Source organism: Limnohabitans sp. TS-CS-82, assembly GCF_002943475.1.
This window is the reverse complement of sequence record NZ_PTQX01000018.1, coordinates 1-22118: the sequence shown is the minus strand read 5'-3', so window position 1 is coordinate 22118 and position 22118 is coordinate 1. Positions and strand designations below refer to the sequence as shown.

The window sequence follows — 22118 nt, the reverse complement described above, 5'->3', positions numbered from 1 at the left end:
GTTGAAAGACATTACATGTTGTTACCCAATTGGGCTTGGCTTGACGCCACGTTGAACTGGCTGAGCTACGGCTTGCTGCATTTTTCTGGCTGGCAAGTTTTCATCGTCACGATGGTGCTCACGCACATCACCATTGCCAGCGTGACCATCTATTTGCACCGCCACTCAGCACACCGCGCTTTGGATTTGCATCCGATTGCGTCTCACTTCTTCCGTTTCTGGTTGTGGCTCACCACGGCCCAAGTGACCAAAGAGTGGACCTCCATTCACCGCAAGCACCACGCCAAGTGCGAGCAAGCGGAAGACCCACATAGCCCTCACGTGCACGGCATCAAAACCGTGTTGTTCACAGGCGCTGAGCTGTACCGCAAAGAAGCCGAAAACCTTGAAACCCTCGAGCGCTTTGGCCACGGCACACCCAACGATTGGATTGAGCGCAATGTCTACACCCCGCATTCAGTGCTGGGTGTGTCATTGATGCTCGTCATCAACTTGGCGTTGTTCGGCGCTTTGGGCCTGACCGTGTGGGCCGTGCAGATGATGTGGATTCCCGTCACAGCCGCCGGCATCATCAACGGTGCAGCTCACTACTGGGGCTACCGCAACTTTGAGGCGCCAGACGCCAGCACCAACATTTCGCCTTGGGGCATCCTCATTGGTGGCGAAGAGTTGCACAACAACCACCACACTTATCCCACATCGGCCAAGTTGTCGGTCAAGCCCTATGAGTTCGACTTGGGCTGGTTGTACATCCGCATCTTGGAAACTGTGGGTTTGGCGACTGTTAAGAAGACACCACCAAAGCTCGCCTTTGGCGACATCAAGCCAGTGGCCGACGAAAAGACCTTGGAAGCCGTCATTGCCAACCGCTACGAAGTGATGGCCAATTACGCCCGTCAGCTGCGCTTGGCCATGAACCAAGAGCTGTCCAGCATGTCCACTTTGCCTGCTGATTCAGTGTTGGCTGCTGCCAAGCGTTGGATGCACCGCGATGCCGAGAAGGTGCCTGCAGCAGTGGTGGCCCAATTGGCCTTAGCCCGCGCAGCTTTGCCTGATGTGGACACGATGGTGAAGATGCGTGAAGAGCTGCGCCAGTTGTGGCTCAACACCAACCACAACCGTGCGCAGTTGGCGCTTGACCTGCAAGCTTGGTGCAAACGCGCCGAGGCCAGTGGTATTGCTGCCTTGCAAGAGTTCTCGATGCACTTGCGTGCTGCACGCGTGTAAACACACAACGCACAGACAATAAAAAACCCGCCTAGGCGGGTTTTTTATTGGGCCAATCTGAATTACTTCAGTTTGGTTTCCTTGTATTCAACGTGCTTGCGAGCTTTGGGATCAAATTTCATGATCAACATTTTCTCGGGCATTGTTTTCTTGTTTTTGCTGGTCGTGTAGAAGTGACCTGTGCCGGCTGTCGATTCCAGCTTGATTTTTTCGCGTCCGCCTTTGGATGCCATGATCGTGTCCTTTCAGTAACTGGAATTAAGCTTGACCGCGCGAACGCAAGTCAGCCAACACGGCGTCGATGCCGTTTTTGTCGATCAAACGCAGAGCTGCGCTAGAAACGCGCAAGCGAACCCAACGGTTTTCAGTCTCTACCCAGAAACGGCGGTATTGCAGGTTAGGCAAAAAACGGCGTTTTGTCTTGTTGTTTGCGTGGGAAACATTGTTCCCAGACATTGGGCCTTTGCCCGTTACTTCACATACGCGTGCCATGTGGACACTCCATATCAACGGCGGTCGTTCCCACGAGCGCCTCACCTCGCCAAAAAGGGTGGCGGTAACCCATCTCTTCGCTGAATTCAGCAAAGCCTGAGATTGTAGCGCGTTTTAGTGGGCGCCTTGCTCCAAGAAGCGTTGGGCGTCCAAGGCGGCCATACAGCCCGTGCCGGCGCTGGTGATGGCTTGGCGGTAGATGTTGTCTTGCACGTCGCCCGCGGCAAAGACGCCGGGCACGCTGGTCATAGTGGCAAAGCCCTCAGAGCCGCTCTTGGTCAGCAAATAGCCGTTTTTCATGGCCAGTTGGCCTTCAAAAATGCCGGTATTGGGTGAGTGGCCAATAGCAATGAAGCAGCCTTGGGTGGCGATGTCGCGGGTGCTGCCGTCTGCGGTGCTCTTCAAACGGATGCCGGTTACGCCTGAGGCGTCACCTAGCACTTCGTCCAAGGTGCTGTTGGTCTCCAACACGATCTTGCCTGCGGCGACCTTTTCCATGAGCTTGTCGATCATGATGGCTTCGGCCTTGAAGGTGTCACGGCGGTGCACCAAGTGCACTTTAGAAGCAATGTTGGAGAGGTACAGGGCCTCTTCCACAGCGGTGTTGCCGCCGCCGACCACGCTGACCACTTGGTCGCGGTAGAAAAAACCGTCACATGTAGCGCAACCAGACACGCCGCGGCCCATGAAGGTTTCTTCCGAAGGCAGGCCCAAGTACTTGGCAGAAGCGCCGGTACAAATGATGAGACTGTCGCAGGTGTAAGTGCCGCTGTCGCCGGTCAAGGTGAAGGGGCGCTTGGAGAAGTCGACCTTGTTGATGTGGTCAAACACGATTTGGGTGTTGAAGCGCTCCGCGTGTTGCTGAAAGCGTTGCATCAGCTCTGGGCCTTGCACGCCGTTCACGTCGGCTGGCCAGTTGTCCACTTCGGTGGTGGTCATCAATTGGCCGCCTTGGGCCATGCCGGTGATCAACAGGGGCTTCAAATTGGCGCGGGCTGCATAAACAGCGGCGGTGTAGCCAGCAGGGCCGGAGCCGAGAATCAAAACTTGGGCGTGTTGGGTGGTAGACATCTGAGGGACGCAATCGAAGTGACAATAAAGACAAGATTGTAAGAACCTCGCTTTATCCCTGAGAAGTCAAGGTTGCCTCTCGGGTAAGCTCTGCCTCTAGACATGACTTATTCGCTCAATACATTAAAGAATGACCCGCGCGCCTCGAGTGCCGATGCGGACCACAAGCCCACAGGTTTTCGCCGCTTTGCCCAAGAAATTGCGCTGACGGCTGGCTTCGTGCTCATGACCTTTTGGTTGCTGGCGCTGCTCACCCATTCACCGCTAGACCCTGCTTGGACCACGTCGGGTGCAGGCAGCATGGTGCACAACTTTGGCGGCCGTGTGGGCGCTTTGTTTGGCGACCTGAGCTTTTTCTTGCTCGGCTATTCGGTGTGGTGGTGCTACGCCGCTGCTTTGGTGGCTTGGCTGTCCGCTTTGGCCAACCGCTTGCGCGACGAAGACGAGCCCGCCCCTGAGCACACCGGCTGGCGCTACACGCGTTTTGCGTTTTGGATGGGCTTGGCCTTGCTGTTGATTTCCAGTGCCGGTCTTGAGTGGACGCGCATGTATCGCTTTGAAGACCGCTTGCCCGGCCACAGCAGCGGCGGCGTGTTGGGTTACTTGGTGGGGCCATCCAGTTTGAACTGGTTGGGCTTTAACGGCTCGGGTTTGATTTTCATTGTCTTTGGCGTGGTCGGTGCGTCGTGGGTGTTTCGCTTCTCATGGGGGCAAACTGCTGAAAATATTGGCGCTTTGCTAGACGGTTGGTACGAAACATGGCGCGAGCGTCGCGAGCGCGAAGAAGACGTGGCCTACGGTCTGGTCGCTGCACGAGAACGTGAAGAAGTGGTGTTTGAAGAGCGTGTGGAAATCAAAGAGCATCCGCCCATCACCGTGCACATCGAGCCTGAAATCATCGAAGTGCCCAAGAGCGCCCGCGTTGCCAAGGAGCGTCAAAAGACCTTGTTCACCGATGCCGCCACCGATTCGCGTTTGCCGCAGGTCGACTTGTTGGACGACCCACTGATTCGCCAAGACACCGTGGCCCCCGAAACGCTGGAAATGACCAGCCGAATGATTGAGAAAAAACTCAAAGACTTTGGCGTGGAAGTGCGTGTGGTGGCAGCATCGCCCGGCCCTGTGATTACCCGCTACGAGATTGAACCCGCGACAGGTGTGAAAGGCTCGCAAGTGTTGAACCTCGCCAAAGACTTGGCGCGTTCTTTGTCTTTGGTTTCTATTCGCGTGGTCGAAACCATTCCTGGCAAAAACTACATGGCGTTGGAATTGCCTAACGCCAAACGCCAGTCCATTCGCTTGAGTGAAATTTTGGGCTCGGACGTGTACAACGAATCTAAGTCCATGCTCACCATGGGCTTGGGTAAAGACATTGTGGGCAACCCCATCGTCGCCGACTTGGCCAAAATGCCTCACGTCTTGGTGGCGGGTACCACGGGCTCAGGCAAATCGGTGGGTATCAACGCCATGATTTTGTCCTTGCTCTACAAGGCCGAAGCCCGCGATGTGCGCTTGCTGATGATTGATCCCAAGATGTTGGAAATGTCGGTTTACGAAGGCATTCCGCACTTGCTAGCCCCCGTAGTGACCGACATGCGCCAAGCTGCACACGGCCTGAACTGGTGCGTGGGCGAAATGGAAAAACGCTACAAGCTCATGAGTAAATTGGGCGTTCGTAACCTCGCGGGTTACAACGCCAAGATTGACGAAGCCGCTGCGCGTGAAGAGTTCATTTACAACCCCTTCAGCTTGACACCCGAGCAACCTGAGCCATTGCAACGCCTGCCACACATCGTGGTGGTGATTGATGAGTTGGCCGACTTGATGATGGTGGTGGGCAAGAAGATTGAAGAGCTGATTGCACGTCTCGCCCAAAAGGCGCGTGCTGCCGGTATTCATTTGATTTTGGCTACACAACGTCCCAGCGTGGACGTGATTACCGGTCTGATCAAAGCAAACATCCCCACGCGTATCGCGTTCTCTGTGGGCTCCAAAATTGACAGCCGCACCATCCTCGACCAAATGGGCGCTGAAGCACTATTGGGCATGGGTGACATGTTGTACATGGCCAGTGGTACAGGCTTCCCCGTGCGTGTGCATGGCGCGTTTGTGAGTGACGAAGAAGTGCACCGCGTGGTCAACTACTTGAAGAGTCAAGGCGAACCCGACTACATCGAGGGTGTGCTCGAAGGCGGCACAGTCGATGGTGATGGCAACCCATCAGGTCCCGATTTGTTTGGTGAAGTGTCGGCCGAAAAAGACCCGATGTATGACCAAGCGGTTGAGGTGGTGTTGAAGAACCGCAAGGCCAGCATCTCGCTGGTGCAACGCCACTTGAAGATTGGCTACAACCGCGCCGCACGTTTGGTGGAAGACATGGAGAAGGCCGGCATGGTAAGCGCCATGAGCAGCAATGGTCAACGCGAAATTTTGGTGCCTAAGCGGGATGAATGAGCTTCATTCACGGGCTCAGACGATGAGTGGAATAAAAATGAATTTAGCTTTTTCAAAACGCATCATGCGTCATGGTGGTGCAGCCCTGGCTATCTGCGCGTTTAGCGCAAGCGTTGCCTATGCGAGTAGCCTTGACACACTTGAAACGTTTTTGAAGTCCACCAAAAGTGGCCGCGCTGAATTCACGCAAGTGGTCACGCCGCCTGCCAAAGCTGGGCAAACCACGGTGCGCAGCAAAACATCAACGGGTCAGTTTTCATTTGTGCGCCCCACACGTTTTCGTTTTGATTACGTCAAACCGTTTCCCCAAGTCATCGTGGCCGATGGCCAAACCCTGTGGTTGTACGACGCCGACCTAGAGCAAGTGACCGCACGTAAACAAGCGCACGCCTTAGGCAGCACGCCTGCTGCTTTGGTCGCGACGGCCGTGGATTTGAGCACCTTGCAAAAAGAGTTCAGCTTAGAAGCGCAAACGGATACCGATGGTTTGCAGTGGGTGCAAGCCACGCCCAAAAACCGCGAGAGCACCATCCAATCGGTGCGCATAGGCTTGCGTGCCGAGGGTGCGCAAGTGAGCCTCGGGAAGATCGAAATTTTTGACGCCATGGGCCAACGCTCGGTGCTCAGTTTTGAACGCTTCGAGGTCAACCCTGCCAGCTTGGGTGCAGCGCAGTTCAACTTTGCAGTCCCCAAAGGCGTGAGCGTCATCCGCCCTTAAGCGTCGACATGACACAGGCCACGCTCGTGTTGCAAGGCTTGCCGCCTTTGCTGGATGTCAACACACGCTTGGTCGTGTTGGGCAGCTTTCCTGGTGTGGCCTCGCTGCGCGCGCAGCAGTATTACGGCCATCCGCAAAATCAGTTTTGGAAAATCATGGGCACGCTGTTGTCGCCCCATGTGGCAGAGGTCTTGGTCATGCCCTATGCCGAACGTGCGCAGTGGTTGCTCAGCCAAGGTGTGGGCTTGTGGGATGTGTACGCCGCCTGCGAGCGCGAGGGCAGCCTAGACACCAACATTCACAACGCACAACCCAACGATTTGCAAAGCCTGCGCACACGTTGCCCGGCGCTCGTGGCGATTGCACACAACGGCGGCGAAAGCTTCAAACACGCCAAGCTCACCCGCGCTTTGTGCTTGCCTGTGCATCGTTTGCCGTCAACCAGTCCCGCGAATGCGAGTTGGACGTTTGCACGCAAGTTAGAGGCTTGGCGTGAGGTGTTTCAGGCGGCGGGTTTGCTGCCTTCGTAGCAAGCCCTTCGCTACACTCTGAGCCTGTACAAATCAAAGCCTTTTTAAGCGTGTCCTCCACCCACATTCCCCTCGCCGAACGCTTGCGTCCACGCACGCTGGGCGACGTCATTGGTCAGCAGCATTTGCTGGGTGAGGGCATGGCGTTGCGGGTGGCGTTTGAATCGGGCCAGCCGCACAGCTGCATTTTGTGGGGGCCACCCGGCGTGGGCAAAACCACCATCGCCCGTTTGATGGCCGATGCGTTTGATGCGCAGTTTCTGTCCATCAGCGCTGTGCTGGGCGGTGTGAAAGAAATTCGAGAGTCGGTCGAGCAAGCCATCGCCGCCCGCGATTCGCTCGACCCCAAACGCACCATCATGTTTGTGGACGAGGTGCACCGCTTTAATAAGAGCCAGCAAGATGCGTTCTTGCCGCATGTGGAGTCAGGGCTTTTCACTTTCATTGGCGCGACCACCGAGAACCCGTCGTTCGAGGTGAACTCGGCTTTGCTGTCACGTGCGGCGGTGTATGTGCTGCAGTCGCTCAGTGTGGACGACCTGACGCAAATCATTGCCAAAGCACAAGCCATTGGTGCAGTGCCAGCCTTAGAAGATGCAGCGCTTGAACGCCTGATTGCCTATGCCGACGGCGATGCCCGCCGATTGCTCAACACGCTTGAGACCTTATCGGTGGCGGCCAATCGTGAGAAGTTAGAAGAAATCAACGATGCATGGCTCATGCGCGTGTTGGGCGAGCGTATGCGTCGCTATGACAAAGGTGGCGAACAGTTTTACGACACCATCAGCGCGCTGCACAAATCGGTGCGCGGCTCAGACCCTGATGCGGCTTTGTATTGGTTGGTGCGCATGCTCGATGGTGGGGCCGAGCCCAAATACATGGCGCGTCGTTTGATTCGCATGGCTGCCGAAGACATTGGTTTGGCCGACCCGCGCGCCTTGCGTTTGGCGCTGGATGCAGCTGAGGTGTACGAACGTTTGGGCTCACCCGAAGGCGAGCTGGCGCTGGCTGAATGCGTGGTGTATTTGGCCGTGGCGCCTAAGTCGAACGCGGTGTACAAGGCCTACAACGAAGCCAAAGCGCTCATCAAAAAAGACGGCACGCGCCCCGTGCCCATGCACTTGCGCAACGCCCCCACCAAAATGATGAAAGACATGGACTGGGGCAAGGGCTACCGCTATGCCCACGACGAAGAAGACGGTTTTGCCGCAGGTGAAAACTACATGCCCGAAGGTCTGGAAAATACGGGCTTCTACCGCCCTGTGGAGCGCGGTTTAGAGATTAAAATAGCCGACAAATTGCGCCACTTGCGCGACAAAAACAAACAAGCAGGTAAATAACAAATGGACGTCTTGCTTCAACAAGTCATCAACGGCTTGGTGCTCGGCAGCATGTACGCGCTGGTGGCCTTGGGTTACACCATGGTCTACGGCATCATCAACCTCATCAACTTCGCGCATGGCGAGGTGTTGATGGTGGGTGCTTTGTGCAGCTGGTCGGTCATCGGTCTTTTGCAACCCCTCATGCCCGACACACCGGGTTGGGTGTTGTTGCTGATTTCGATGGTGGTGGCGTCTATCGCCGCGGCCGCATTGAACTACGCGATTGAAAAAATTGCGTACCGCCCGTTGCGCAATGCGCCCAAGCTGGCCCCGCTCATCACCGCGATTGGCATGTCCATCTTGTTGCAAACGCTGGCCATGATTGTGTGGAAGCCCAACTACAAACCCTTCCCCACGCTCTTGCCCACCACGCCGTTTGAAATTGGCGAGGCTGTGATCACGCCCACGCAGTTGATGATCTTGGGCCTGACCGTCGTGGCCTTGGCCGTGTTGTCGTGGCTGGTCAATCGCACCAAGTTAGGCCGCGCCATGCGCGCCACCGCTGAGAACCCACGCGTTGCCAGCCTCATGGGCGTCAAGCCGGATGTGGTGATTTCTGCCACCTTCATCATCGGCGCGGTGTTGGCCACCATTGCCGGTGTGATGTGGGCCATGAACTACGGCACGGCGCATCACGCCATGGGTTTCTTACCTGGCCTCAAAGCGTTTACAGCAGCGGTGTTTGGCGGTATTGGTAACTTAGGCGGTGCAGTGTTGGGCGGTTTGCTGCTGGGCCTGATTGAGTCGATTGGTTCAGGTTACTTGGGTGAGCTGACCGGCGGTGTGCTGGGCAGCCACTACACCGACATCTTGGCGTTTGTGGTGCTGATCGTCACGCTCACGCTGCGTCCTTCAGGCCTGCTGGGTGAACGCGTGGCAGACAGGGCTTGATCACCATGACACACAAACTCTTTTCTAACCGTTGGCTCATGGCCGCTGTGCTGCTGGTGTTGCCGCTGGTGCTGCAAAGCTTTGGCAATGCCTGGGTGCGCATTGCCGACATGTCGCTGTTGTATGTATTGCTGGCGCTTGGCTTGAACATTGTGGTGGGCTATGCAGGTCTGCTTGACTTGGGCTATGTGGCGTTCTTTGCCGTGGGCGCGTATTTGTTTGGCCTGTTGGCTTCGCCGCATTTGACTGAAGTGTTTCCGTGGATTGCGGTGATGTTTCCCGATGGTTTGCATCTGAGCCTTTGGCTGGTGTTGCCGTTGGCAGCAGGTTTGGCTGGTTTGTTTGGCGTGCTGTTGGGCGCGCCCACCTTGAAGCTGCGTGGTGACTACTTGGCCATCGTCACCTTGGGCTTTGGCGAAATCATTCGCGTGTTTTTGAACAACCTTGATCACCCTGTCAACATCACCAATGGCCCCAAGGGCTTGGGGCAGATTGATGCGGTGAGCGTGTTTGGCTACCCGCTGTCCAAGCGTTTGGATTTGGGCTTCATCGAGTTGCCTTCGGTCACGCTGTATTACTACCTGTTCCTCACGCTGGTGGTGGTGAGTGTGGTGGTGTGTCATCGCTTGGAGTATTCGCGCATTGGCCGCGCATGGATGGCGATTCGTGAAGACGAAATTGCCGCCAAGGCCATGGGCTTGAACACGCGTAATTTAAAGCTCATGGCTTTTGGCATGGGCGCTTCGTTTGGTGGCGTTTCAGGTGCGATGTTTGCCGCATTCCAAGGCTTTGTATCACCCGAGTCGTTCAGCCTGATGGAGTCGGTGATGATTGTGGCGATGGTGGTGCTGGGCGGCTTGGGCCATTTGCCTGGCGTCATCTTGGGCGCGGTGTTGTTGGCAGCTTTGCCCGAGGTGCTGCGCTATGTGGCAGGCCCTTTGCAAGCCATGACCGATGGCCGCTTAGACGCTGCCATCTTGCGCCAGTTGTTGATTGCCTTGGCCATGGTCACCATCATGTTGTGGCGGCCACGCGGTTTGTGGCCCACACCTGAACATGGCAAGAACCTCAACCCACAAGGAGGTGCGCGATGAGCGACCTCGTGTTGAATGTCTCGGGTATCTCCAAACGCTTTGGTGGTTTGCAGGCCTTGACCGATGTGCGCATGCAAATTGAACGCGGGCAGGTCTATGGCCTGATCGGCCCCAATGGTGCTGGCAAGACCACTTTCTTTAACGTCATCACAGGCTTGTACACGCCCGATAGCGGCAGATTTGAGTTGGCTGGCAAACCGTATGAACCGACCGAGGTGCATTTGGTGGCGCAGGCGGGCATTGCACGCACGTTTCAAAACATCCGTTTGTTTGCTGAGATGACCGCGTTAGAAAATGTGATGGTGGGCCGCCATGTGCGCACCAGTTCTGGCTTGCTAGGCGCAATTTTCAGAACCGCCAAATTCAAAGCGGAAGAGCTGGCGATTGAGCAACGCGCCCGCGAGCTGCTGGACTATGTTGGCATTGCCAGCTTGGCCGATTACAAAGCACGCACGCTGAGCTACGGCGATCAACGCCGCTTGGAAATTGCCCGTGCTTTGGCGACCGATCCGCAACTCATTGCCCTCGACGAGCCTGCCGCTGGCATGAACGCCACCGAAAAAGTGCAGCTGCGCGAGCTGATCGACAAAATTCGCCGCGACCACCGCACCGTGTTGTTGATTGAGCACGATGTGAAGTTGGTCATGGGCCTGTGCGACCGTGTGACCGTGCTCGACTACGGCAAGGTCATTGCCCAAGGCACACCTGCTGAGGTGCAGCGCAACCCGCAAGTGATTGAAGCCTATCTAGGCACGCAATCAGAGCATGAGGGGCATTGAGATGAAACACGACAACGCAACTGTGTTGCTGAAAGTCAGCGATGTGAAGGTCGGCTACGGCGGCATTCAAGCCGTCAAAGGCGTGAGCTTAGAGGTGCGCGAAGGCGAGTTGGTCTCGCTCATCGGCTCTAACGGCGCAGGTAAAACCACCACCATGAAAGCCATCACAGGGCTGCTGCCTTTGGGGGGTGGTCACATTGAGTTGGCGGGCAAAACCATCGACGGCCAAGGTCCTTGGGACTTGGTGCAACAAGGCCTAGCGATGGTCCCGGAAGGCCGCGGTGTGTTCACTCGCATGACCATTGTTGAGAACCTGCAAATGGGTGCGTACATCCGCGATGACAACGCTGCCATTGCTGATGACATCGAACGTGTGTTCAGCACCTTTCCACGCCTCAAAGAACGTCGCGACCAATTGGCGGGCACGATGTCGGGTGGTGAGCAACAAATGTTGGCCATGGGCCGTGCGTTGATGAGTCGCCCCAAAGTGCTGTTGCTCGATGAGCCTTCGATGGGCTTGTCACCCATCATGGTGGACAAGATCTTTGAAGTGATTCAAGAGGTGTCAGCCCAAGGCGTGACGATTTTGTTGGTGGAGCAAAACGCCAGCCGTGCCCTGCAAATTGCCGACCGTGGCTATGTGATGGAGTCGGGCTTGATCACCTTGAGTGGTGATGCGCATGAGATGCTGCACGACCCCAAAGTGCGCGAAGCGTATTTGGGCGAATAAGTCTTTGCGTATGAGGGGCTTAGCCCTCCATCATCCAAATCAACACTTGCTTGGCCACAAAGCCCAGCATGCCAAAGGCCAGCACCAAGAACAACACAAAGGTGCCGAACTTGCCAGCTTTGGATTCACGTGCGAGCTGAAAAATAATGAACAGCATGTACAGCATGAAGCCGCCCACGCCAAAGGTCAGCCCGAATTGGGCGAATTGTTCTTCTGTCATAAAAACTCAGTGGGCCGAAGCGTCGTAAGCAACCAGGTCCCGGTACGCGTGCCAGCTGGCGTGTCCCAACATGGGCACCACACCGAGCAAGCCTAAAAAGGCTGAGCCAATGCCCAGCGCTGTAAACAAACACAAAATGCCAGCCCAACACGCCATGGCGAATGGGTTCAAAGCCACCACGCGCCAACTCGTCAGCACGGCTTGTTGCACGGTGAGTGTGGGGTGGTCCATCAGCAAAGGGATGGTCACCAGGGTAGAAGCAAACATGGGGGCTGCAATCAGGGCGCTCATCAGCACCCAAATCTCAAACAAACCAAAGTTCGGTTGCAACACCACCAAGCGAATGAAGTCGGTGGGTGTGTGGACGCTGGCCGGTAGCATCCAGTGAATCAAAGCAGCTGAGCAAATCAACCAACCAGCGCTCGACAAAGCCAGCAACAAACCGAATTGAATCAAACGTTTGTCGCCGCAAGTCCAAATGCGAAACGCATCTGCCAAGGTGGCTTCTTCGTTGCGCTCTAAGCGGCGGCTGATGTCGTACAGCCCCATGGCCAGTAAGGGCGCCACGATCATGCTGACGGACAGCATGGCTGCGATCCACCAAAACTCGTGGCGTGCAAACCAAAACAAACCCCCACTGATCACGGCGAGGATCAACCCATGTGTCACACCTGCTGTGGGGCAGCGTTCCATGTCTTTCCATGCCAGCGCGAGCCAGTGCATGGGCCTGAACATTTCAATGTCTTTGGCTTCCAGATCGGGGTGTGGGGTGATGAGGTGCATGGGGTTTAGTCTATGCGCGCGCCAGAGCGCTTGATGATGGGAGCCCACTTGACGGACTCGTCGTGAATCAATTTGCCAAATTGCTCAGGTGTGCCGCCCACAGGCTCAAGGCCAGCAGCTTTGAGTCGTTCTTTCACGGAGGCATCGTGGATGGCTGAGTTCAGTGCGCTGTTGATGCGGTCCACCACATCGCGTGGTGTGCCTGCGGCTACCAATACACCGTTCCATGCCAAAGCTTCGAAGCCTTTGAGTTCAGGCACGCCGCTTTCAGCCACGGTGGGGACGTCTGGCAGCAAGGGGTAGCGTTGTGCGCTGGTGACGGCCAAATATTTCAAACGACCTTGCTTGACTTGCGGCGCAATCACGGTGGGTACCGAGGCCATGAACTGTGTTTCACCTGACATGGTGGCCATGACAGCAGGTGGGCTGCCATTGAAGGGGATGTGTACCGCATAGGTGTTGGTCACGACCTTGATGTACTCCATCGTCAAATGTGACGAGCTGCCGTTGCCCACCGATGCAAAGTTGTATTTGCCTGGCGATGTTTTCATCAGCGCAATGGTTTCGCGCATATTGCTCACAGGCAGCTGGGCGTTGACCGCAATCACGTTCGGTTGTGATGTGGTGGTCATCACCGGCTGCAAATCTTTCAGCGGTTGATAAGGCAGCTTGGGGTACAGATGCGGCGCAAACGACAAAGGGCCGTTGTACGACATGACCCAGGTGTGGCCATCGGGGGCTGACTTGGCCACTTCGTTGGTGCCCAAGGTGCCGCCTGCTTGTGGTTTGTTTTCAATGACCACGGTTTGACCCAAGTTGTCTTTGAGCTTGTCTTGCATGGCGCGCGCAATGACGTCAAGCGACGAACCTGCGGGGGCGACCACGATCCAACGTATTTGTTTGTTGGGAAAGTTTTGCGCATGTGCGCTTGACATGCAAAGCCCTGCACTCAAACTCAACAAGGCAGGCAAGAGACGAAGCAGTTGGCGGCGTGGGGATGTGTGAGGGTTTTGCATAGTCATGGTTTTCTCGTGTTTAGGCTTTGTCAGCCGCTGAGGTGAATGAGTCGGCATAGAACTCGTCCGTCGGCAAACCTGCTTGTGTATAGGCTGCGCGGGCTGAGTCCACCACGATGGGCGCACCACAAGCGTACACCTGATGGCCGCTGAGATCGGCGTGGTCTTGCAACACGGCAGCGTGTACAAAACCTGTGCGGCCTGTCCAGTGGTCTTCTGGCAAAGCGTCAGACACCACGGGGACGTAGGTGAGGTTGGGCATGGCAGCGACTTGCGCTTGCACCCAGTCGTGCATGTACAAGTCGGCAGGGCGGCGGCCACCCCAGTACAGACTGACAGGGCGTGTGATGCCTTTGTGCTGCATGTGTTCCAAGATGGCCTTGATAGGCGCAAAGCCTGTGCCGGAGGCTAAGAATACCAACGGCTTGTCAGAGTCTTCACGCAAGAAGAAGCTACCTTGTGGGCCTTCGATGCGTTGGATTTCTTTTTCTTTCATCGCGCCAAACACGTGGTCGGTGAATTTGCCACCGGGCATGTGACGGATGTGAAGCTCAATCGCTGGAGAGCCTTCAACAAAGGTGTGCGGTGCATTGGCCATCGAGTAGCTGCGGCGGTCGCCGTCACGCAACAGAAAGTCCACGTACTGACCTGCATGGAATTTCATCGGGTCAGTGGCTGGCAGTTGCAGCTTGACGATCATCACGTCGTGTGAGGCTTTCTCCAGCGAGACCACACGCACGGGCATTTTCTTGATGGGGAAGGCGCCTTCTTCCACCACTTGGCGCGACTCGAGCACCACATCGCTGTGCGCAGTGGCACAGCAGGTGAGCACAAAGCCGTTGGCCGCTTCTTCAGGGCTGAGGGCTTTTTCTTGGTGTTTGCCGTGGGTCACTTCGCCTGAAATCTTTTTGCACTTGCATGAGCCGCAAGCGCCGTCTTTGCAGCCGTAGGGCAGGCCAATGCCTTGGAGCAGGCCGGCGGCCAGCAAGGTTTCATCAGAAGTGGCGGTGAATGCGCGGCCGCTGGGTTGGACCGTGATGTTGAAACTCATCTTTGGGTATCCTTGAACTTTTATAGGGTGTATTTTGCCTTCCAATCAATCCCCCCTTGGCGCTTTGCCTTCTCGCTTCAAACGCGAGCGTTTGCTCATCATCGGCTGCGGTGATGTGGGCCAGCGCGTGGTGCGCGTACAGCGCCATGTGCGGGTGGCAGCGCTGACCTCTAGCCCTGATCGTGTGGCGGCCTTGCGGGCCCAAGGCGTGACACCAATCGTGGGTAATTTGGATGTGCCTGCCTCGCTTCAGCGATTGGCAGGCTGGGCCACGCGTGTGTTGCACTTGGCCCCGCCGCCCTTGCAGGGCAGCGCAGACCCCCGCACTTTGGCGCTGACACGAATGCTGATGCGCCGCAGCGCACCGCTTAGCGTGGTGTACGGATCGACCAGCGGCGTGTATGGCGATTGCGCCGGCGCGTGGGTGAATGAAAGCCGCATGGTGAACCCCATCACTCCCAGAGCCCAGCGCCGTGTGGATGCCGAAGCGCGTGTGCGTCATATGGGCCGTTTGCGCTCTAGCGCGATACGGGTGAGTGTGCTGCGCATCCCCGGCATCTATGCACCAGACCGAGAAGGCGGCACGCCGCGTGAACGCCTGTTGCGTGGCACGCCTGTGCTGGCGCAGGCTGACGATGTGTTCACCAACCACATCCATGCGGACGATTTAGCGCGTGCGTGTCAAATGGCTCTTTGGCGCGGCCAGCCGCAACGCGTGTACAACGTGAACGACGACAGTCAGATGTTGATGGGCGATTACTTTGACATGGCGGCTGGCTTGTATGACCTGGCCAAGCCACCACGCATCAGCCGCGCCCAAGCGCAAACCGAGCTGCCTGCTATGCAGCTCAGTTTCATGAGCGAGTCACGCCGCATGGTGAACACGCGCATGAAGCGCGAGCTGCGTTTGCAGCTGCGCTATGCAGACGTCAAAGACGGCTTAGTCTGACTTGATGTTGCCCGCCTTGATGGCCTTGGCCCAGCTGGCGGTGTCGCGCTCTAGCAGTTTGGTGGTGTTCTCGGGTGTGAGGTAGCGCACTTCAACGCCCGCAGCATCGGCGCGTTGCTTGGTTTCTGGTTGTTCCATGCTTCGCTTCACATCAGCTGAGAGCTTTTGCACCACGTCTTTGGGTGTGCCGCTGGCCACGTACAAGGCCACCCATGATTCCAATTCAAAGCCACTCAAGCCTGCTTCTGAGGCGGTGGGCACTTGCGGCAGTTGTGGGTGGCGTGTTTTGCCCGTCACCGCCAACGCTTTGAGTTTGCCGTTGAGCACATGGCCCATCACAGACGGTGGCGTGGTAATGAACACCTGCACTTGACCTGCCAGCACGTCTTGAATGGCTTGGCCCGAACCCTTGTAGGGCACATGCGTCATTTCAATACCGGTTTGCTGCTTGAAAATTTCTGTGCCGATGTGCGATACCGAGCCATTGCCTTGCGAGGCGTAGTTGATCTTGCCGGGATTTTGTTTGGCCCACGCGATGAACTCTTTCAAGTTGTTGGCTGGAACAGAAGGGTGAACCGCAATAACGTTGGTGGCCACGGTGATGAGGCCCACAGGTGTGAGGTCTTTCAACTCCCACGGCAGCTTGTCCATCAAGATGGGGTTGGCAATGTGATAACCCGAGTACGACACCAACACGGTATAGCCGTCTTTGGCGCTGCGTGCCACGTTGGCATAGGCCAAGTTGCCACTGCCGCCTGGCTTGTTGTCCACCACCACCGATTGGCCTGTGAGGCGGGCCAAAGGCTCGCTTACCAAACGGGCCGAGGTGTCCACCAAACCGCCGGGTGGATTGGGCACCACCAAGGTGATGGGTTTGCTGGGGTACGTGTCTGCTTGAGCGTGTGCGGCGATGGGCGCTAAGAACGCACCCGTGCTGATGAGCGCAGTGGCCACTAGGCTTGCATGAAGGCTGCGACGTGTGAGGTGTTTCATGTTGTCTCCTGTTTGTTTTTTATCGTGACCGTGATGGGTTGCGTTTAGCGCTGGCCCATGTGCACTGACTCAAAAATGCCTTGCGCTTCACGCGGCATGCAGCGCCAGTACTGTGGGCTGGCTTGCACTTTGCCGTTCAAAGCCGCAGCAGCTTCCCAAACCCAACGGGGCTTGTAGAGGAAGGCGCGAGCCAAGGCGATCAAATCAGCATCGCCGCGCACCAAGATGTCTTCGGCTTGCTGTGGTTCGGTGATGAGGCCTACGGTGATGGTGGGCATGTTTGTTTTTTGTTTCACCAATTTGGCGAAGGGCACTTGGTAGTCTGGCCCCAAGGCAATCTTTTGTTGGGCGGCGACGCCACCTGAGGAGATGTGCACAAAGTCGGCGCCTGCAAGCTTCAGCCGCAAGGAGAAGTCGGCCGTTTCTTCAGGCGTCCAGCCGTTGTCCACCCAATCGGAGGCCGAGATGCGCATGCCCAGCGAGCCTTTGAACACGGCGCGTACCGCTTCAAACACTTCCATGGGAAAGCGCGTGCGGTTGTCAAAGTTTCCGCCGTAGGCATCGGTGCGATGGTTGGCGATGGGCGACAAGAACTGGTGCAACAAATAGCCGTGCGCGCCGTGCAACTCGATGGCGTCAATGCCCATGGCTTCGGCGCGTTGGGCGGCTTTGGCAAATGCTTGTTTGATGCGTTCTAGTCCTTGAGCGTCTAGCTCGTGTGGGGCAGTTTCTTGCGCTAAGTGAGGAATAGCAGAGGGCGCTTCTGTGGCCCAGCCGCCTTGTGCAGGCGTTAACAACTGGCCGCCTTGCCAAGGCGCGGCGCTTGATGCCTTGCGGCCTGCGTGCGCGAGCTGGATGCACACCGGCACGTTAGGTGCAAGCTTGCGTGCGCGATGCAGTTTGTCTTGCAGGGCAACAGCAGTGACATCGTCCCAAAGCCCTAAGCACAAGGGTGTGATGCGGCCTTCGGGCACCACAGCTGTGGCCTCAATGATGAACATGGCTGCCCCGCTGTTGAGCAGATTGGTCCAATGCGCCAAGTGCCAGTCGGTAGCTTGGCCGTTGTCTGCCGAGTATTGGCACATGGGGGCCACGATGGCGCGGTTGGCCAAGGTGAGCGGGCCGCGTGGCGAGGTGAGGGTGAATTCAGAAAAGAGGTGACTCAAGGTGCGCTCCAGAAACAAAAATGCCTGCGGATGAGGCAGGCATGGATCCTAATCAGAGTTCAGCGTGCACGCTGGCATATGCGTGACAAGGCGTTAGTCGAGATCGATGTCGAAATCTTCCGGATTGCCTTTTTCAAGTTTGCCATCCTCTTTGTGCACTTTTTCTTCGAAATCCGTCAAACGCCCGTTGAGGGCCTCTACGTTGTGTTTGATGCCTGCAAGACGGCCATGAAACGCGTCGTTCATCTGCTCGCGTTTGAGCTTGGCCAGTCGCTGTTGTTCCGCTGCCGTCAATGGCGCATGTGGTGCCACCGCAGGGGTGCTGGGCTTGGTGGCGCTTGATGTGGCTGAGCTTGCTGGGGCACCAGAAGTGCTGCCGCTTTGCATGCCGGTGGGAAAGTCTACTTTTTTACGCTCAACCTCACCTGATGGGAGTTGCTCGAAGTGCGACTCAATCTTGCTGTTGTCCACGCCTTGACGATTGATACCCGCTGGTCCATCTTGAGGTGCGGCTTGGCGATTGAGCGAAGCAGCATCTGTTGCGATGGGCTGGTTATTGGGCGCTATGCCTGGGCCTTGTGGAATGGTTTGTTGGTTGTTGGCGAAGCTGTCTTGATTGAGCGTTTGCTGGTTGTTTTGCCCACCCAAGTTAGCCAATTTTTGTTCATTGGCGCCTGTGGCATCTGTCGCGATGCCCTGTTGGCTTTTGGCGTTGCCATCTTGGCCTAGCGATTGGCGATTGGCTGCCACATCGTCTTTGGGGATGGCTTGCAAATTAGCGGCGGCGGCTGGGTCGTTGGCGATGCCTTGGCGGTTGAGCCCCGGCGCGTCTTGCGCAATAGCCTGGTTATTGGCAGCCAATGATTGGTTGCCGATGTCTTGTACGTTGGCGACGATGTTCCCTACAGGGATGTTCTGCACATTGGAGGTAATGGCATCTGTGGGGATGCCTTGGCGATTCGCCTCAATTGCTTTCTCACCCGCGATGTTTTGCTTGTTGGCCGCGATATTGCTGCCGCCAACGCTTTGCAGGTTGGCCGCGATCGCGTCTGATGAGACACTTTGCACATTAGGTGCGATTCCTTTGACGTTGCCAACCGATTGAATGTTGTCTTGAATTTTGTCGGTGGTGACGTTTTGTACGTTAGCAGCGCCTTGACTGGCTGCAACTTTTTGGATGTTGGCGTCTGCAGCGCCGTCGTCAGTTGCAATATGCTCTGTGTGTTCTGCCAGTGCTGCCGCAAGGGCTTTTTCAGCATCTAAAGCGGCAAGCGCTTTTTCTTCAAATGCGCGCTTGCGAGCTTCGGTCTCTTCTTCATGAGAAACCACGATGTTTTTTGGGGTTTTGGCGTTTCCGGTGTGCTCGGAAACAGAGACATGATGCTCAGCACCACTTCTGACTATGTTGGAAAAGTCGTCGTCATTCATAAATTTGAAGGCGTCGCTATCGAGTCAGGACGGTAAAGGATACCGATGGTGCCCGGGGCCGGAATCGAACCGGCACGCCTCGCGGCGGGGGATTTTGAGTCCCCTGCGTCTACCAATTTCACCACCCGGGCACGGGAGAGAAGAGCAATATTATGACACAGATTTCCCATCGTTCGAGCTTGCGGTGAGAAAACTTGTGTCATGGTGGTGGACGGGTGGCTGTGAGGATGGGTTGGGCAGAGGTCGGACAGTTGGGAGATTTTGCTTGTCTGTTGTATCGGCACGAGTTACTAGAACTTGTGCAGGTTTTTACGCTCGCGACAACTGCAATAACAACTCGATTGGCATTGAACATGTGCAACAGCGGCACTATCGTTGACGTTTTCTTTAATTGCTGAAAATTTTTTATTACTGCACACAGTTTGTGCATCGCAATTTCACGCTCAAGAGCCACCAGCATTTGCGGTTCAAACTACTTGAAAGATGGCGTCAAAGCTGGATTTTGAATTCAACTCGCCGCCATTACTAGTCTTCAAATAGGCTCAAAAAATACGCATTTGCGAATGCTCTTTAAGTGAAATTCGAAAAGTAAGTATTTCCTACCAAAACACTGCCGGTAGCGTATTGAGCTTGTTTTCAACACCAGATATAGTGTCACCTTAACGTTCGCTTACAACGAGCGTTAAAAAGAAAAAGGCCACAAAGGGGTTCAGAGCCCAATGCAGCCTTTGACAGGAAACTTTTTTACCGGTCACCTGTCGCCCTCTCGTTTCGGAGTTGGTGCTGTGAAGTCTATACGACATCGCTTACGCCATTTTTCAGGGTATTCAATGACCGGGTTAACACGCCAACATTTGGAGAAAAACCATGGCAACTCACAAACCCGGCTCGTCCACTGGCAACAGTGGCGGCATATTTCAACAAGTAGGTCCAAAGGGAGGCAAGCAGCCAAACTTTGCAACCGTAGCTGACGGTAAGCCGCTGCCACCGACTACCAAGCCAGGACATGGCTGGGTACCGATTAAGACGACCCCAAACAGCAAACGCTAACCCTGAAAGGAATAAAAATGGCAATGGAGCTATATAGAAACTTGAATCGCGATTCTGGTGTGCACTCATATGAACTCGGTGATAACCAAATTGTTGTCAAGTTCAATGATCGGGCGACTTACACATACACCCAGCAGAGTATTGGTCTAACTAACTTGCTCAAAATGAAGGAGTTAGCCACAGCTGGGCGAGGGTTGAACAGTTACATCAATAAAACCCCCAGTGTAAAAAAGCATTACGCAAGCCGTTCTGTGAATTGACATATGTGACAGCTGTTCAATTAGCCCAAGCATAAATTCAACCTGTGCTTGAAGACGCACGATCTAATCCATCGTGCGTTTTGCTTTTTGTAACTCTAAAATGAGAGTTAGCTGCTGTCGTGCAACACGACACTACAGCCCCTAACCAAAGTCCCGCCCATTTACTCTGGCTCAGGTCGCCCAACTGCACACACTAAATTACGCTGTGCGTTTTGGATCGGGAAGAGAAGGGCTTGCCGCAGCGATCTGTGCGATTTGGTACTTTGGCCAATGAGTGTTGAGTTAGAGAGCTTTACTTATTTCTTAGATCTTGCAGCAATACAACACCTTGCATTTAACACTCAATATGAGTATAGTAGTGAGAATTCACTTGAACAAATACGAGTCTGTAATGCGTTTTATTTTGTCAATTCTTTTGCTAACTAGTTCGTCTTTTGTATTAGCAGACGTAATGGATGATTTGCCTAAAAATAATAGGTACAACTATGTGAAAAAAATATCCGCAGCAGGAAATCTTAGTGTTTTCGATCAGTATGAGGCGCAAGACAGTTCCAAGATAATCTTTTTATGTATCCCTAATTCATTCTCCTTTAAAGTACAAGCGTTGTGGGATGTCGTAATATCGAATAAGCAAGAAGCCACAAAACTCGCAAAAAGTACATGTTCAGAACAGTATTCAAGATTTGTTTTGCTAGGTTACGGTGTAAAAGTTGAAAACAGGTATTAACTATGAAATGGCTGTTAAAAATTTGGTTCATCACACTGTGCATTAATAGTTTTGCCAACGATTTCGAGGATGCCTCTGCTGCTTACAAACGTGGAAATTGCGCTGAGGCCCTTATGAAATTCCGACAAGCGGCAATTCAAAACAATATAGATGCCCAAGTGAATCTAGGTATTATGTACGGCTCTGGTAAATGTACGAAGCAAGACTATGCCGAATCGCTTAAATGGATTCATCTTGCAGTAGCGCTAAACAGTGCGTCTGCACAAGATGTTCTCGGGACTATGTACGCATACGGATATGGAGTAGTGCAGGACCATTCGGAAGCAATCAATTGGTATCAATTGGCTGCGCAGCAGGGAAATGCTAACGCACAATTCAACTTAGGTGTTTCATACGATAACGGATATGGGGTATTGCAAAATTATGCTGAGGCAATCAAATGGTATCAACTTGCGGCGGAACAAGGGCATGATTACGCTCAATTCAACCTAGGGAGAATGTATGGACTCGGACATGGTCTAGTCCAAGACTACTCAAGAGAATTAAAGTGGTATCAACTTTCGGCTCAGCAAGGCAACTCTGATGCGCAGTTCAACTTGGGTATCCTTTATTACCAAGGAAATGGTATTACGCGAAATTACTTGAAGGCACACATGTGGTTTAACTTGGCAGCCATTAAAGGAAATGCTGAGAGCGTGGAAGCAAGGGCGCTCGCTGCTAAAAAGCTAACTTCAGCGCAAGTAATGGAAGCCCAACGAATGGCTAATGAATGTGCGACTAGTGACTACAAGAAATGCGATTTATGAGAGATGCCGGTAGGTTTTACTGTGAATCCAGCAAGGCCATAGCCCTCTGCGTCTATCGGGGTGCTGGCGCTAGGGCAGACTCAGGTCAAACTCTGAATCGCCCCGTGTTTGAACTGACCCCCAAGACTTGGACGGTTGCGCTTCCGCCAACTAAGCGGTCCTTCTCAGCCGGTACTCCACCGGGCTGAGTCCTTTCAATCTGAGCTTGATGCGCTCATGGTTGTAGTAGCGGACGTAATCATGCACGCCAGCTTCAAGTTCATCAACGCTATTTGGTGGTGCAAGATGAAAATACTCGGCT

Annotated in this window: 23 protein-coding genes and 1 tRNA gene; 12 read left to right on the top strand and 12 right to left on the bottom strand. The window is 54.9% G+C overall.

Annotated elements, in window-relative coordinates:
- Positions 1–15 precede the first annotated feature (15 nt).
- Positions 16–1227: an acyl-CoA desaturase gene (locus C5F52_RS25715; protein ID WP_104801224.1), complete on the top strand. Its 1212-nt coding sequence runs from the start codon at positions 16–18 to the stop codon at positions 1225–1227.
- Positions 1228–1289: 62 nt separating this feature from the next.
- On the opposite strand, the gene rpmG is transcribed toward C5F52_RS25715, so the two are convergent.
- The 3 genes from rpmG to trxB form a co-directional block, all read right to left on the bottom strand.
- A complete protein-coding gene (rpmG, locus tag C5F52_RS25710) occupies positions 1290–1460 on the bottom strand; it encodes a 50S ribosomal protein L33 (RefSeq protein WP_100131508.1) in 171 nt (56 codons plus the stop codon).
- 25 nt (positions 1461–1485) lie between these two features.
- Positions 1486–1719 (bottom strand): 50S ribosomal protein L28, encoded by a 234-nt coding sequence (rpmB, locus tag C5F52_RS25705; protein WP_100131507.1) that lies wholly within the window; start codon positions 1717–1719, stop codon positions 1486–1488.
- Between the two features lie 114 nt (positions 1720–1833).
- A complete protein-coding gene (gene trxB, locus C5F52_RS25700; RefSeq protein ID WP_104801223.1) occupies positions 1834–2790 on the bottom strand; it encodes a thioredoxin-disulfide reductase in 957 nt (318 codons plus the stop codon).
- A 102-nt stretch (positions 2791–2892) separates the two neighbouring features.
- Between trxB and C5F52_RS25695 the strand changes: the two genes are divergently transcribed.
- From C5F52_RS25695 to C5F52_RS25660, 8 genes are read left to right on the top strand one after another with little or no spacing between them, the layout of a single operon-like run.
- On the top strand, positions 2893–5244 hold the full coding sequence (locus C5F52_RS25695) for a DNA translocase FtsK (protein ID WP_104801222.1): 2352 nt from the start codon (positions 2893–2895) through the stop codon (positions 5242–5244).
- 37 nt (positions 5245–5281) lie between these two features.
- The gene (lolA, locus tag C5F52_RS25690; RefSeq protein WP_369954349.1) at positions 5282–5962 is read left to right on the top strand and encodes an outer membrane lipoprotein chaperone LolA; all 681 of its coding nucleotides are present in this window, start codon (positions 5282–5284) and stop codon (positions 5960–5962) included.
- Between the two features lie 8 nt (positions 5963–5970).
- Complete coding sequence (locus tag C5F52_RS25685) at positions 5971–6492, top strand: DNA-deoxyinosine glycosylase (protein WP_104801221.1); 522 nt, start codon at positions 5971–5973, stop codon at positions 6490–6492.
- Positions 6493–6542: 50 nt separating this feature from the next.
- Positions 6543–7832 carry a replication-associated recombination protein A gene (locus C5F52_RS25680; protein ID WP_104801220.1) on the top strand — a complete coding sequence of 430 codons (1290 nt, stop codon included), beginning with the start codon at positions 6543–6545 and terminating at the stop codon, positions 7830–7832.
- Positions 7833–7835: 3 nt separating this feature from the next.
- Complete coding sequence (locus C5F52_RS25675; RefSeq protein WP_104801219.1) at positions 7836–8765, top strand: branched-chain amino acid ABC transporter permease; 930 nt, start codon at positions 7836–7838, stop codon at positions 8763–8765.
- 5 nt (positions 8766–8770) lie between these two features.
- Positions 8771–9859 (top strand): ABC transporter ATP-binding protein, encoded by a 1089-nt coding sequence (locus C5F52_RS25670; protein WP_104801319.1) that lies wholly within the window; start codon positions 8771–8773, stop codon positions 9857–9859.
- Complete coding sequence (locus C5F52_RS25665) at positions 9856–10638, top strand: ABC transporter ATP-binding protein (protein WP_104801218.1); 783 nt, start codon at positions 9856–9858, stop codon at positions 10636–10638. Before C5F52_RS25670 ends, C5F52_RS25665 begins: the two co-directional genes overlap by 4 nt.
- 1 nt (position 10639) lies before the next feature.
- Positions 10640–11368, top strand: a complete 729-nt coding sequence (locus C5F52_RS25660) for an ABC transporter ATP-binding protein (protein WP_236658012.1) — start codon at positions 10640–10642, stop codon at positions 11366–11368.
- Positions 11369–11387: 19 nt separating this feature from the next.
- On the opposite strand, the gene C5F52_RS25655 is transcribed toward C5F52_RS25660, so the two are convergent.
- The 4 genes from C5F52_RS25655 to C5F52_RS25640 are packed head-to-tail and all read right to left on the bottom strand — an operon-like array spanning position 11388 to position 14438.
- Positions 11388–11588: a DUF2788 domain-containing protein gene (locus C5F52_RS25655; protein ID WP_104801216.1), complete on the bottom strand. Its 201-nt coding sequence runs from the start codon at positions 11586–11588 to the stop codon at positions 11388–11390.
- Positions 11589–11594: 6 nt separating this feature from the next.
- A complete protein-coding gene (locus C5F52_RS25650) occupies positions 11595–12371 on the bottom strand; it encodes a DUF2189 domain-containing protein (protein WP_104801215.1) in 777 nt (258 codons plus the stop codon).
- 5 nt (positions 12372–12376) lie between these two features.
- Complete coding sequence (locus C5F52_RS25645; RefSeq protein WP_104801214.1) at positions 12377–13387, bottom strand: tripartite tricarboxylate transporter substrate binding protein; 1011 nt, start codon at positions 13385–13387, stop codon at positions 12377–12379.
- A 19-nt stretch (positions 13388–13406) separates the two neighbouring features.
- Positions 13407–14438 (bottom strand): CDP-6-deoxy-delta-3,4-glucoseen reductase, encoded by a 1032-nt coding sequence (locus tag C5F52_RS25640; RefSeq protein WP_104801213.1) that lies wholly within the window; start codon positions 14436–14438, stop codon positions 13407–13409.
- A 34-nt stretch (positions 14439–14472) separates the two neighbouring features.
- On the opposite strand from C5F52_RS25640, the gene C5F52_RS25635 reads away from it, so the two are divergent.
- Positions 14473–15387 carry an NAD-dependent epimerase/dehydratase family protein gene (locus C5F52_RS25635; RefSeq protein ID WP_104801212.1) on the top strand — a complete coding sequence of 305 codons (915 nt, stop codon included), beginning with the start codon at positions 14473–14475 and terminating at the stop codon, positions 15385–15387.
- On the opposite strand, the gene C5F52_RS25630 is transcribed toward C5F52_RS25635, so the two are convergent.
- The 4 genes from C5F52_RS25630 to C5F52_RS25615 all read right to left on the bottom strand — a co-directional run bounded on the left by C5F52_RS25630 (position 15379) and on the right by C5F52_RS25615 (position 19105).
- A complete protein-coding gene (locus tag C5F52_RS25630) occupies positions 15379–16380 on the bottom strand; it encodes a tripartite tricarboxylate transporter substrate binding protein (protein ID WP_104801211.1) in 1002 nt (333 codons plus the stop codon). The two genes, C5F52_RS25635 and C5F52_RS25630, sit on opposite strands and share 9 nt — an antisense overlap.
- Before the next feature lie 44 nt (positions 16381–16424).
- A complete protein-coding gene (locus C5F52_RS25625) occupies positions 16425–17546 on the bottom strand; it encodes an NADH:flavin oxidoreductase/NADH oxidase (RefSeq protein WP_104801210.1) in 1122 nt (373 codons plus the stop codon).
- Between the two features lie 93 nt (positions 17547–17639).
- The gene (locus tag C5F52_RS25620; protein ID WP_146100164.1) at positions 17640–18875 is read right to left on the bottom strand and encodes a hypothetical protein; all 1236 of its coding nucleotides are present in this window, start codon (positions 18873–18875) and stop codon (positions 17640–17642) included.
- Between the two features lie 145 nt (positions 18876–19020).
- Positions 19021–19105, bottom strand: a tRNA-Leu gene (locus C5F52_RS25615).
- Between the two features lie 1630 nt (positions 19106–20735).
- Between C5F52_RS25615 and C5F52_RS25600 the strand changes: the two genes are divergently transcribed.
- A complete protein-coding gene (locus C5F52_RS25600; RefSeq protein ID WP_146100163.1) occupies positions 20736–21011 on the top strand; it encodes a hypothetical protein in 276 nt (91 codons plus the stop codon).
- A 2-nt stretch (positions 21012–21013) separates the two neighbouring features.
- The gene (locus C5F52_RS25595) at positions 21014–21817 is read left to right on the top strand and encodes a tetratricopeptide repeat protein (RefSeq protein WP_104801206.1); all 804 of its coding nucleotides are present in this window, start codon (positions 21014–21016) and stop codon (positions 21815–21817) included.
- Positions 21818–21967: 150 nt separating this feature from the next.
- On the opposite strand, the gene C5F52_RS25590 is transcribed toward C5F52_RS25595, so the two are convergent.
- The coding region (locus C5F52_RS25590) for an IS3 family transposase (RefSeq protein WP_146100162.1) at positions 21968–22118 on the bottom strand (151 nt) is incomplete at its 5' end.

Excerpts from the sequence above, each read along its gene's own strand:
- C5F52_RS25715 (WP_104801224.1), top strand. The coding sequence starts at position 16 with ATGTTGTTACCCAATTGGGCTTGGCTTGACGCCACGTTGAACTGGCTG.
- rpmG (WP_100131508.1), bottom strand. The coding sequence starts at position 1,460 with ATGGCATCCAAAGGCGGACGCGAAAAAATCAAGCTGGAATCGACAGCC.
- rpmB (WP_100131507.1), bottom strand. The coding sequence starts at position 1,719 with ATGGCACGCGTATGTGAAGTAACGGGCAAAGGCCCAATGTCTGGGAAC.
- trxB (WP_104801223.1), bottom strand. The coding sequence starts at position 2,790 with ATGTCTACCACCCAACACGCCCAAGTTTTGATTCTCGGCTCCGGCCCT.
- C5F52_RS25695 (WP_104801222.1), top strand. The coding sequence starts at position 2,893 with ATGACTTATTCGCTCAATACATTAAAGAATGACCCGCGCGCCTCGAGT.
- lolA (WP_369954349.1), top strand. The coding sequence starts at position 5,282 with ATGAATTTAGCTTTTTCAAAACGCATCATGCGTCATGGTGGTGCAGCC.
- C5F52_RS25685 (WP_104801221.1), top strand. The coding sequence starts at position 5,971 with ATGACACAGGCCACGCTCGTGTTGCAAGGCTTGCCGCCTTTGCTGGAT.
- C5F52_RS25675 (WP_104801219.1), top strand. The coding sequence starts at position 7,836 with ATGGACGTCTTGCTTCAACAAGTCATCAACGGCTTGGTGCTCGGCAGC.
- C5F52_RS25670 (WP_104801319.1), top strand. The coding sequence starts at position 8,771 with ATGACACACAAACTCTTTTCTAACCGTTGGCTCATGGCCGCTGTGCTG.
- C5F52_RS25665 (WP_104801218.1), top strand. The coding sequence starts at position 9,856 with ATGAGCGACCTCGTGTTGAATGTCTCGGGTATCTCCAAACGCTTTGGT.
- C5F52_RS25660 (WP_236658012.1), top strand. The coding sequence starts at position 10,640 with ATGAAACACGACAACGCAACTGTGTTGCTGAAAGTCAGCGATGTGAAG.
- C5F52_RS25655 (WP_104801216.1), bottom strand. The coding sequence starts at position 11,588 with ATGACAGAAGAACAATTCGCCCAATTCGGGCTGACCTTTGGCGTGGGC.
- C5F52_RS25650 (WP_104801215.1), bottom strand. The coding sequence starts at position 12,371 with ATGCACCTCATCACCCCACACCCCGATCTGGAAGCCAAAGACATTGAA.
- C5F52_RS25645 (WP_104801214.1), bottom strand. The coding sequence starts at position 13,387 with ATGCAAAACCCTCACACATCCCCACGCCGCCAACTGCTTCGTCTCTTG.
- C5F52_RS25640 (WP_104801213.1), bottom strand. The coding sequence starts at position 14,438 with ATGAGTTTCAACATCACGGTCCAACCCAGCGGCCGCGCATTCACCGCC.
- C5F52_RS25630 (WP_104801211.1), bottom strand. The coding sequence starts at position 16,380 with ATGAAACACCTCACACGTCGCAGCCTTCATGCAAGCCTAGTGGCCACT.
- C5F52_RS25600 (WP_146100163.1), top strand. The coding sequence starts at position 20,736 with ATGGATGATTTGCCTAAAAATAATAGGTACAACTATGTGAAAAAAATA.
- C5F52_RS25595 (WP_104801206.1), top strand. The coding sequence starts at position 21,014 with ATGAAATGGCTGTTAAAAATTTGGTTCATCACACTGTGCATTAATAGT.